This window comes from Nocardia cerradoensis NBRC 101014 (assembly GCF_000308535.1).
Taxonomy (GTDB): Bacteria; Actinomycetota; Actinomycetes; order Mycobacteriales; family Mycobacteriaceae; genus Nocardia; species Nocardia cerradoensis.
Map to the genome: position 1 here is coordinate 23,387 of NZ_BAFW01000010.1, position 8,759 is coordinate 32,145.

At 68.4% G+C, this 8,759-nt stretch carries 9 protein-coding genes and 1 pseudogene; 5 read left to right on the forward strand and 5 right to left on the reverse strand.

Features of this window, described 5'->3' with window-relative positions; genetic code table 11:
• Positions 1-32: 32 nt before the first annotated feature.
• Positions 33-668, reverse strand: coding sequence for a TetR/AcrR family transcriptional regulator (locus ON23_RS02390; protein ID WP_039775891.1), 636 nt, complete (start codon positions 666-668; stop codon positions 33-35).
• 123 nt (positions 669-791) lie between these two features.
• On the opposite strand from ON23_RS02390, the gene ON23_RS02395 reads away from it, so the two are divergent.
• Positions 792-1,358, forward strand: a complete 567-nt coding sequence (locus tag ON23_RS02395; RefSeq protein WP_039775893.1) for a VOC family protein — start codon at positions 792-794, stop codon at positions 1,356-1,358.
• Between the two features lie 43 nt (positions 1,359-1,401).
• Positions 1,402-2,040 (forward strand): carboxymuconolactone decarboxylase family protein, encoded by a 639-nt coding sequence (locus ON23_RS02400; protein WP_039775895.1) that lies wholly within the window; start codon positions 1,402-1,404, stop codon positions 2,038-2,040.
• A gap of 72 nt (positions 2,041-2,112) precedes the next feature.
• On the opposite strand, the gene ON23_RS02405 is transcribed toward ON23_RS02400, so the two are convergent.
• The 4 genes from ON23_RS02405 to ON23_RS02420 are packed head-to-tail and all read right to left on the reverse strand — an operon-like array spanning position 2,113 to position 5,604.
• Positions 2,113-3,204: an NAD(P)H-dependent flavin oxidoreductase gene (locus tag ON23_RS02405; protein WP_039775897.1), complete on the reverse strand. Its 1,092-nt coding sequence runs from the start codon at positions 3,202-3,204 to the stop codon at positions 2,113-2,115.
• On the reverse strand, positions 3,201-3,959 hold the full coding sequence (locus ON23_RS02410; RefSeq protein WP_039775899.1) for a CoA-transferase subunit beta: 759 nt from the start codon (positions 3,957-3,959) through the stop codon (positions 3,201-3,203). Before ON23_RS02410 ends, ON23_RS02405 begins: the two co-directional genes overlap by 4 nt.
• Positions 3,956-4,840: a CoA transferase subunit A gene (locus ON23_RS02415; RefSeq protein ID WP_039775902.1), complete on the reverse strand. Its 885-nt coding sequence runs from the start codon at positions 4,838-4,840 to the stop codon at positions 3,956-3,958. Before ON23_RS02415 ends, ON23_RS02410 begins: the two co-directional genes overlap by 4 nt.
• Positions 4,840-5,604, reverse strand: coding sequence for an enoyl-CoA hydratase family protein (locus ON23_RS02420; RefSeq protein ID WP_039775904.1), 765 nt, complete (start codon positions 5,602-5,604; stop codon positions 4,840-4,842). Before ON23_RS02420 ends, ON23_RS02415 begins: the two co-directional genes overlap by 1 nt.
• Before the next feature lie 50 nt (positions 5,605-5,654).
• On the opposite strand from ON23_RS02420, the gene ON23_RS02425 reads away from it, so the two are divergent.
• The 3 genes and pseudogenes from ON23_RS02425 to ON23_RS02435 all read left to right on the forward strand — a co-directional run.
• Complete coding sequence (locus ON23_RS02425; RefSeq protein WP_373282156.1) at positions 5,655-6,446, forward strand: SDR family oxidoreductase; 792 nt, start codon at positions 5,655-5,657, stop codon at positions 6,444-6,446.
• A gap of 69 nt (positions 6,447-6,515) precedes the next feature.
• Positions 6,516-7,433, forward strand: coding sequence for an SDR family oxidoreductase (locus tag ON23_RS02430; protein WP_036497635.1), 918 nt, complete (start codon positions 6,516-6,518; stop codon positions 7,431-7,433).
• A gap of 695 nt (positions 7,434-8,128) precedes the next feature.
• Positions 8,129-8,759 (forward strand): annotated as a pseudogene (locus tag ON23_RS02435) (hypothetical protein); the annotation flags it as partial.

Consider the following 8,759-nt stretch of genomic DNA (forward strand, 5'->3'; position numbering starts at 1 on the left):
TGCCTCCTGCGATATGTCCCCGGACGGATGCGTTATTTCTCGTCCGGGTCGAGCCCGAGTGCGCTGACCGACATCTGGTCGAGGGTTTCCAGCAACGCGTGCTCATCGGCGTCCTCGCCCTGGATCAGCCACAGGTACAGCGTGTGGTCGACCATCGCGGACATGGCTCGCGCGGCCAGTTCCGGATCCAGCGACGCGCGGACCAGCCCCTCGCGCTGCCAGCGGGCGATCGCCTGCGCGGTGCGGTCGATGAGCCGGCGCCGATGTTCGTGGCGCAGCTGCCGGAACTCTTCGTTGAAGGTCGCGACCTGCTCCACGATCGCCATCATCCGGGCGTTGCGCCGGTAGGCCGCGTAATAGGACCGGTTGGCGGCGATGAGCCGGGCGGCCGGCGAGAGCTGCGCGGGCGCGGGTTCGCGGCGGTGCATATCCTCGAACAACCGCGTGCTCAGCTCGCCGAACACATGGTCCTTGGATTCGAAGTAGCGGTAGAAGGTGCCGTAGGAGACACCTGCCTCCTCGCTGATCTGTTCCACTCGCGTATCGAGGAATCCGACGGTCTCGAACACCTTGCGCGCCGCGTCCAGCAATGCGTCGCGTGTCTTGCGCCCCCGCGGCGTCAGATTGTCGACGGGGGTGGGCGCGCTATTGACAGATGACTTCGGCACGGCTCAAACTATCCACGAACATGACATGACTGTCAAGTCAGTTCAGTTGGGAGAATCCCAGCTCACAGTAATGGTGCGGACCCGCCACGGAGGTCGAATCGGCACCACAGCGGAAGGACTGCAATGAGCGCCGCCAACCCGAAATACGAACTACGCGGAATCAACCATCTGGCCCTGGTGTGCTCCGATATGCGCCGGACGATCGAGTTCTACTCCGGCACGCTGGGCATGCCGTTGGTCAAGACCATCGAACTACCGCACAACCTCGGTCAGCATTTCTTCTTCGACTGCGGGGGCGGCAACACCATCGCCTTCTTCTGGCTCGCCGACGCACCCGATGCCACCCCCGGACTGGCCGCGCCCAAGGGACTTCCGGACGAGGGGGAGTTGGTCAGCGGCGTGGGCTCGATGAATCACGTGGCCTTCGCCGTGCCGCCGGAACGCTTCGACGACTACTACCAGCGGGTGCAGGCCGAGGGAATCAAGGTCAGCCGGGTCCTCAATCACGACGACAGCCCCGCGGGAGTGTCCCGCGATGTGCACCCCGGAACCTTCGTGCGCTCGTTCTACTTCCAGGACCCGGACGGGGTGCTGCTCGAATTCGCCTGCTGGACCCGGACTTTCACCGAGGCCGACGTATCGCACGAGCCGAAGACCGCCGCCGACCGCCGCGCCACCGCCGAACTCTGATCACCCACCAGCCGCGAAACCGCACTACCGAGAGGTTCGAAGCATGCCCCGCCTGCGTGAAGTCCCGCGCGCCGAAGTCACCGACGAGCGAATCCTGTTCTACTACGACCGTCTGTTCGGGCCCGACCGCGACCCGGCCGTCGACCACGGCACCGTCCACGCCACCCCCGGTGACTGGTGGACCGTCTTCGCACAATCACCCGAGGTGTTCCGGCACGCCGTGCGGGGATTCGCCGTCTACCGCAACTCACGGCTGGATCCGCTGCTGCGCGAACTGGGGCAGTGCCGCGCCGGATACGCGCGCGGCAGTCAGTTCGTGTTCTCCCAGCACTGTAAGCAGATGCGCTCGCTCGGTGCGCCCGAGGAGAAGATCGCGGCCATCCCGTCCTGGCAGATCAGCGACTGTTTCTCCGAACTCGAACGTGCGATTCTGGCCTACACCGACTGCCTGGTCCACGACGGCGGCCGGGTACCCGACGAAGTGTTCGCGGTGCTGCGCGCCCACCTCAGCGATCCGGAAATACTGGAACTCACCTACATCACGGCGCTGTACGACATGCACGCCACCATGTGCCGCGCCCTGCGGCTGGAATTCGACGATCGCCCGGAACCCGTTGCGGAGGTGCGGATTCCGGAGGGTGTGGAGGTCCGCGACCTGTCGGCCGATCTGTCGGGGGAGTAGCCGGAACCGCACAGGCCGCCCCGCCGGATGCCGGCGAGGCGGCCTGTGTCGTTGCGACCGAATCTGTTTCGGTTACGCCGACGCGCCGGGGGTCGCCGCGGCGCCGTCTCGAAGCGCGGCGATCGTGTCGATCCGCGCGACCGCATCGTCGATGATGCGGTCGATGAGCTCTTGCACGGTGGGCAGATCGTCGATGATTCCGGTGACCTGTCCCGCGGCCAGCACACCGGCCTGCGTATTGCCCTCGACCAGGCCGGCCTTGAGCAGCATCGGCGTATTGGCGGCCATGATCACCTGAGACCAGCTGAGGTCCTTGGCCTTTCGCATCGCCAGACCGTCGCGGATCATGGTGGACCACTTCATGCCGGTCATCGATTTGAACTTCGCGGCATTGGCGACCGCGGCGGACAGCCCGCGCCAGCTGCCCGAATGTTCCAGCCGGTCCACCAGATCGGTGTTGAGCACCCGATGCGGCATGCCGTCCACCTTCAGCGAGACGACGGTGTCCTGCAGCCCGCGGCGCAGATACTCCTGTTTCACCTCGTCGGGCACGCTGCTGTCCTGGGTGAGCAGGAAGCGGGTGCCCATCGCCACGCCCGCGGCGCCGTAGGCCAGGGCGGCCGCCAGGCCGCGGCCGTCGAAGAAGCCGCCGGCGGCGACCACCGGAATGTCGACCGCGTCGAGTACCGACGGCAACAGCAGCGTGGTGGCCACCGGACCGGTGTGCCCGCCGCCCTCGCCGCCCTGCACGATCACCGCGTCGGCGCCCCACGAGGCCACCTTCACCGCATGTTTGGCGGCGCCGATGGAGGGCACCACCACCACACCGGCGTCCTTGAGCCGCGCGATGAGCTCCTTCTTCGGCGCCAGCGCGAACGAGGCGACCCGGACCTTCTCGCGGATCAGCAGTTCGATCCGTTCGGCGGCGTCGGAGGCATCGGCGCGGATGTTCACGCCGAACGGTTTGTCGGTGTGCGCCTTGGTCTTCGCGACGGCCGCCTCGAGTTCGGCGTAGGTCATCGTGGCCGAGGCCAGAATGCCGAGGCCGCCGGCCTGGGAGGTCGCCGCCACCAGGCGCGGACCGGCCACCCAGCCCATTCCGGTCTGCACGATCGGATGCTCGATGCCGACCAGCTCGGTCAGCGGAGTCCGCAGCCGGCTCATGACGCTACTTCCTTTTCCCGGATTCCCTTGGGATCCAGCACCGTCCGGATGATCCGCAGCTCCTCGTCGGTCGGCGTGCGGGTGACCTCGGCGCTGTCCAGTCCGGCCACCTCGAACGCGGTGTTCTCGGCGACCTCGTCGGCGCTCACTCCCGGATGCAGCGACAGCGCCCGCAGGGTGTGGCCGGGCCCGCCGAAGTCGAACACGCCCAGATTGCTGATCACCCGGTGCAGGTGGTGGAACCGGTACGCCGGATTCTCGGGATCGATCTTGTCGTAACCGATTCCGCACACGATGTCGACGGTCTCGCAGAACACGCGCTTGCTGTGCTTGGGCACGAAGTAGCTGGTCGCGTGGTTGATGGTGTTGCCCGGGGCGCCGCGCACACCGAACATCTGCCGGTTCGGCTGCTGCAGCGGGCCGAAGGCGGACAGATTCTGGTTGCCGTGGCGGTCGATCTGGTTGGCGCCCATGACGACATGGCGCCGCCCGGAGGCCACGACGTCGAACACCTTGCCGAACGGAATCCAGCCCTCGGTGGGAGCCTTGGCGCCCAGCGCGGGGGTGTCGGCCAGCAGCAGTGCCTCGCCGTCGGAGATCAGCAGATCCGGTTCGAAGGTCAGCCGCGCCAGCCGCGCCCCGATGGTGGGGGTCGGCGACATCGGGCTGGCCATGATCTCGCCGGCGCCCCGGAAGATCTCGGCGCAGGCGACCGCGCACACCTCGGCGCGGGTGACAGTGGTGGTCTCGCTCATCGGCGCTCCTCGTCGGCAGCGAATTCGGCCACCGCGGAACGATATTCGTCCTCGGTGACATCCAGATAGCGGGCCTTGAAGGCCGCCCAGGTCTCGGGATCCTTGGCCGCCTCGACGTAATGGCGCTGGAACTTCTCGTCGCGGCCGTAGCTGCCGGAGAAGGTGAAGTGCGCGCCGTCCGGCGCCTCCACGACGCCGTCGACCATCATGCGATTGAGGATGATCGCCTGGTTCGGAACGGCTTTCACCAGTTCCTCGGTCTCCACCAGCCGATCCACCGACAGGAACCGCCGCTCGGCGGCCAGGCAGTACAGATCGTCCATGTACGGGTCGACGCCGGTGTAGGCGGCGTTGCCGTGCCTGTCGCCGATGTCGAGGTGGACGAACGCGGCGTCCAGGGTGAGCGCCGGCATCGCGACCAGGGTTTCGACGCGGCCGTCGGCATCGGGATACGGGGACTGCACCGTGCGCAGTTCACCGTCCCAGAAATTCAGCACGTCCGAGCCCAGCCCGGCGCGGGTGGGCAGGAACGGCAGCCGGGCCGCGGCCGCCTGCAGGCCGGATTTGACCATGCCCTCGTCCATTTCGCGGGAGATCAGCTCACCGCCGGTGCGCGCCTTGGCGAACCAGGGATCGTAGAACGGCGCCGAATCGAGGGAGACGAATCCGTAGTAGGCCTTGCGCACCTTGCCGGCCGAACACAGCAGGCCCAGATCCGGCCCGCCGTAGGTCACGACGGTCAGATCGGTGACGTCCGAGCGCAGCAGCGCGCGCACGAACGCCATCGGCTTACGCCGCGAACCCCAGCCGCCGAGGCCGATGGTCATCCCGCTGCGCAGCTGGGAAACCGCATCCTCCAACGATATCCGCTTGTCGCGCATTACTTTCCCCCCTTCTTGGCAGCAAGATCCTCATCGAACCGCGCCCGGATCTCATCGGCCACACCGGCGAGATTCAGCTCGAAGGTGAAGCCCTGTTCGAAGCGGTAGCTGCGGTGCACGTCCTGCAGGTCGATACCGTTGAGCGCGCGCTTCGCGGCCCGGATGACCCGCCCGTCCTTGGCGGCGATGTTCTTCGCGACTTCCAGTGCGGCGGAATCGAGTTCGGCGCGGGGCACCACCTTGTGCACCGAACCGAAGTGGTGCAGCTGCTGCGCGGTCACGGTGGAGGCGGTGTAGAACAGCGTGCGCATCATGTGCTGGGGGACCAGCCGGGCCAGGTGGGTGGCCGCACCGAGGGCGCCGCGCTCGACCTCGGGCAGGCCGAAGGTGGCGTCGTCGGAGGCGACGATGACATCGGCATTGCCCACCAGGCCGATGCCGCCGCCGAGGCAGAAGCCGTTCACCGCCGCGATCACCGGCACCGGGCAGTCGTAGACCGCGCCGAAGGCGTCGTAGCAGCCGTGGTTGGCGTCGATGAGCGTCTGATGGCCCGGGTTGCGCTGGATCTCCTTGATGTCGACCCCGGCGTTGAAGCCGCGGCCCTCGGCGCGCAGCACGACCACCTTGGTCTCCGGGTCGCGCCCGGCCTCGCGAATCGCATCGGCCACGCCGAACCAGCCCGCGGTGGGCAGTGCGTTGACCGGCGGATAGTCGATCGTGACGACCTCGATGCCCGAGGTCTCGGTGTGACGGTTGATCCCCATCGCATGTCCATTCGTTGGCAAAACAAGCAAGTGCTTGGTAGGTTAGCACGGTGGCAATCGAAGTGGACCTGTCCGGATCGGTAGTTCTCGTGACGGGCGGCGTCAGGGGCGTAGGCGCCGGCATCAGCCGGGTGTACCTGGACGCCGGCGCGACGGTCGTGGTGTGTGCCCGCCGCCCCGGCGAGGCGGCGATCGAGAGTTCCGGGCGCACCGCCGAATTTCTCCCGTGCGATGTGCGCGACGGCGAGGCGGTGACCGGGCTGATCGAGACGATCGTGCACCGGCACGGCCGGATCGACCATGTGGTGAACAATGCCGGTGGCGCGCCGTTCGCCCCCGCCGCCACCGCCTCCCGCAACTTCCACGCCAAGATCGTGGAGCTGAATCTGCTCGCCCCGCTGCTGGTTTCGCAGGCGGCCAATGCCGTGATGCAGCAGCAGCCCCAGGGCGGTTCGATCGTGATGGTCTCGAGTGTGAGCGGACACCGGCCCTCGCCCGGCACCGCCGCCTACGGTGCGGCCAAGGCCGGCCTGGACAGTCTGGTGTCCTCGCTGGCGATCGAGTGGGCGCCGAAGGTGCGGGTCAATTCGGTGATCGTCGGGATGGTCGGCACCGAATCCAGTCATCTGCACTACGGCGACGACGCCGGGATCGCCGCCGTCGAGGCGACCGTGCCGCTGGGCCGGCTGGCGACCCCCGAGGACATCGGCCGGGTCGCGGTCTTCCTGTCCTCGCCGCTGGCCGGCTACGTCAACGGCGGATCGCTCATCGTGCACGGCGGCGGGGAACGTCCCGCATTCCTGGACGCGGCCACCGTCAACGACGCGCAGCCCGCACGATAGCCGTCGTCGCGCGCGATCACCGATCACAGCGAAAACCCTTACCGCACCGAGGAAATGAGAGCAGTAGATATGACCGACAACTCCGAGCTGATCTGTGCAGGACGCACCGTGATCGTCACCGGCGCCGGCCGCGGTATCGGCCGGGCCCACGCCTTGGCCTTCGCCGCGGCGGGCGCCAACGTGGTGGTCAACGATCTGGGTGCGGAACTGGACGGCGCGCCCAGCGTCGATTCGCCCGCCGCCCAGGTGGTCGAGGAGATCGTGCAGGCCGGAGGCCGGGCCGTCGTCAACGGTGACGACGTCGCGGACTGGGCCGGTGCGAAGCGGCTGATCGGCCAGGCTGTGGAGACCTTCGGCGGCTTGGACGTGGTCGTGAACAACGCCGGCATCGTGCGCGACCGGATGCTGGTCAACCTGGCCGAGGACGAGTGGGATGCCGTGATCCGCGTCCACCTCAAGGGTCACTTCGCCACGATGCGGCATGCCATCGAGTACTGGCGCGCGGAATCCAAGGCCGGCCGCGCCCGCGACGCCCGCATCATCAACACCAGCTCCGGTGCCGGTCTGCAGGGCAGCGTGGGCCAGGGCAACTACGCCGCGGCGAAGGCCGGTATCGCGGCTCTGACCATCACCGCCGCAGCGGAATTCGGGCGCTACGGGGTCACCGTCAACGCCATCGCCCCCTCCGCGCGCACCCGCATGACCGAAACCGTCTTCGCCGATATGATGGCCCGCCCCGACGACGGCTTCGACGCGATGGCGCCGGAAAACGTCTCGCCCCTGGTGGTGTGGCTGGGCAGCCCGGATTCGGCGGGTGTCACCGGCCGCATGTTCGAGGTCGAAGGCGGGAAGGTGGCCTTGGCCGACGGCTGGCGCCACGGTGTCGCCGAGGACCGCGGTGCGCGCTGGCAGCCGTCCGAATTGGGGCCGGTGGTACGTGAGTTGATCGCCAAGGCAACCGATCCCGAGCCGGTCTACGGAGCCTGAGCACCCGCAACCCGCACAGCAACGATCCGCGCCGGTGAGATCGCACCCCGCCGCCCCCTGCCCGCGGCCGCGATCCGCCGGCGTCGCTGTATCCGAAACCCTTGTGCCAGTGGGGATGACGTCGCGTTATCGACCTTCCGGCAAGGGGTGCGCGCGGTCACTGCGGCGACCGATTTCAATCCCCGTGCGCCTAGGCGTGATCGGGCTCACATGATCTCACTGCACGAGCAAACAGCCGGCAGTTAAGATGGGCCGCATTCGTTCGGTCCCGGAGAGGTTGTAGCGACCGGGGAGAAATCTGCGCTGAGAAGTTGAGGGAAGGCAAGCGCATGACCATGGGTCGCATAGCGCGCGTTGTTGCGGTAGCCGGGTTGATCGGCAGTTGCGGGGTCCTCGGCCCCTTGGTGGCCAACGCACAACCAGCCACCCCTGCTACCGCCCCGGGCCCCTCGCCGACCGCCCCGCACACCTCACCTTCCGGCGCGCCGACCGCGCGAGCCGATGGTGCGACGCCTGTTCACGATGCCGCGGTCTCCGGCCCGAACGCCGCCGTCGCTGGACCGGGCATCGCGCGTCGACAAGGGCCGACGGAACCCGAGCCCGGCCCCACCGCATCGGTCCGTCCCGGCGTTGTCGCAGCTCAGCCGGATGGCGCACCGCCATCGTCCGGTGACACGCCGGGCCGGGTCATCCCGGTGTCGCAGCCTGCCGCCGGGGCCGGCGTGGTGGCACAGCAGGGTCCGTCCGGTTCGGCGGGACCCACGCCATCCGATGACGGCCAGTACGACGGCGATCTGACCATCCCCGGGCGCTCGGCCACATCGTCGACGACGGCGCCGTCGCAGGTTTCCGCGGCGCCGCCGCCCGTCACGCCGACTCCGGTTGCCGGTGAAGGATTCGCCGGACTGGCGAGCATTCTGGGCACCGGTTCGGCCGCGGTGGGATCGGCTGCCGCCGGTTCGGCGGCCTCCGGCTCGGCACTGACCGGTTCCGCGCTCGGTGGGACCGGTTCTGCCGCAACGGGTTCGGTCGCAGGCGCGACCGGCTCGGCGTTGGCGGGCACCGGTTCCGCGGCTGCGGGCACCGGATCCGCTGCCGCCGCAACGGGTTCCGCCGCTACCGGCTCGGCGCTGGCAACCACCGGTTCCGCGGCGGCGGGTGTCGGTTCTTTGCTGGCCGGTATTCTCGGAACCGGTTCGGCGGCAACGGGTTCCGCACTGGCCGGGCTGGCCGGTACGGGTTCCGTCGCGACGGGTTCCGCCTTGGCCACTCTGCTCGGCACCGGCTCCGCGGTCACCGGATCGGCCGCCGTCGGCTCCGCGGCCG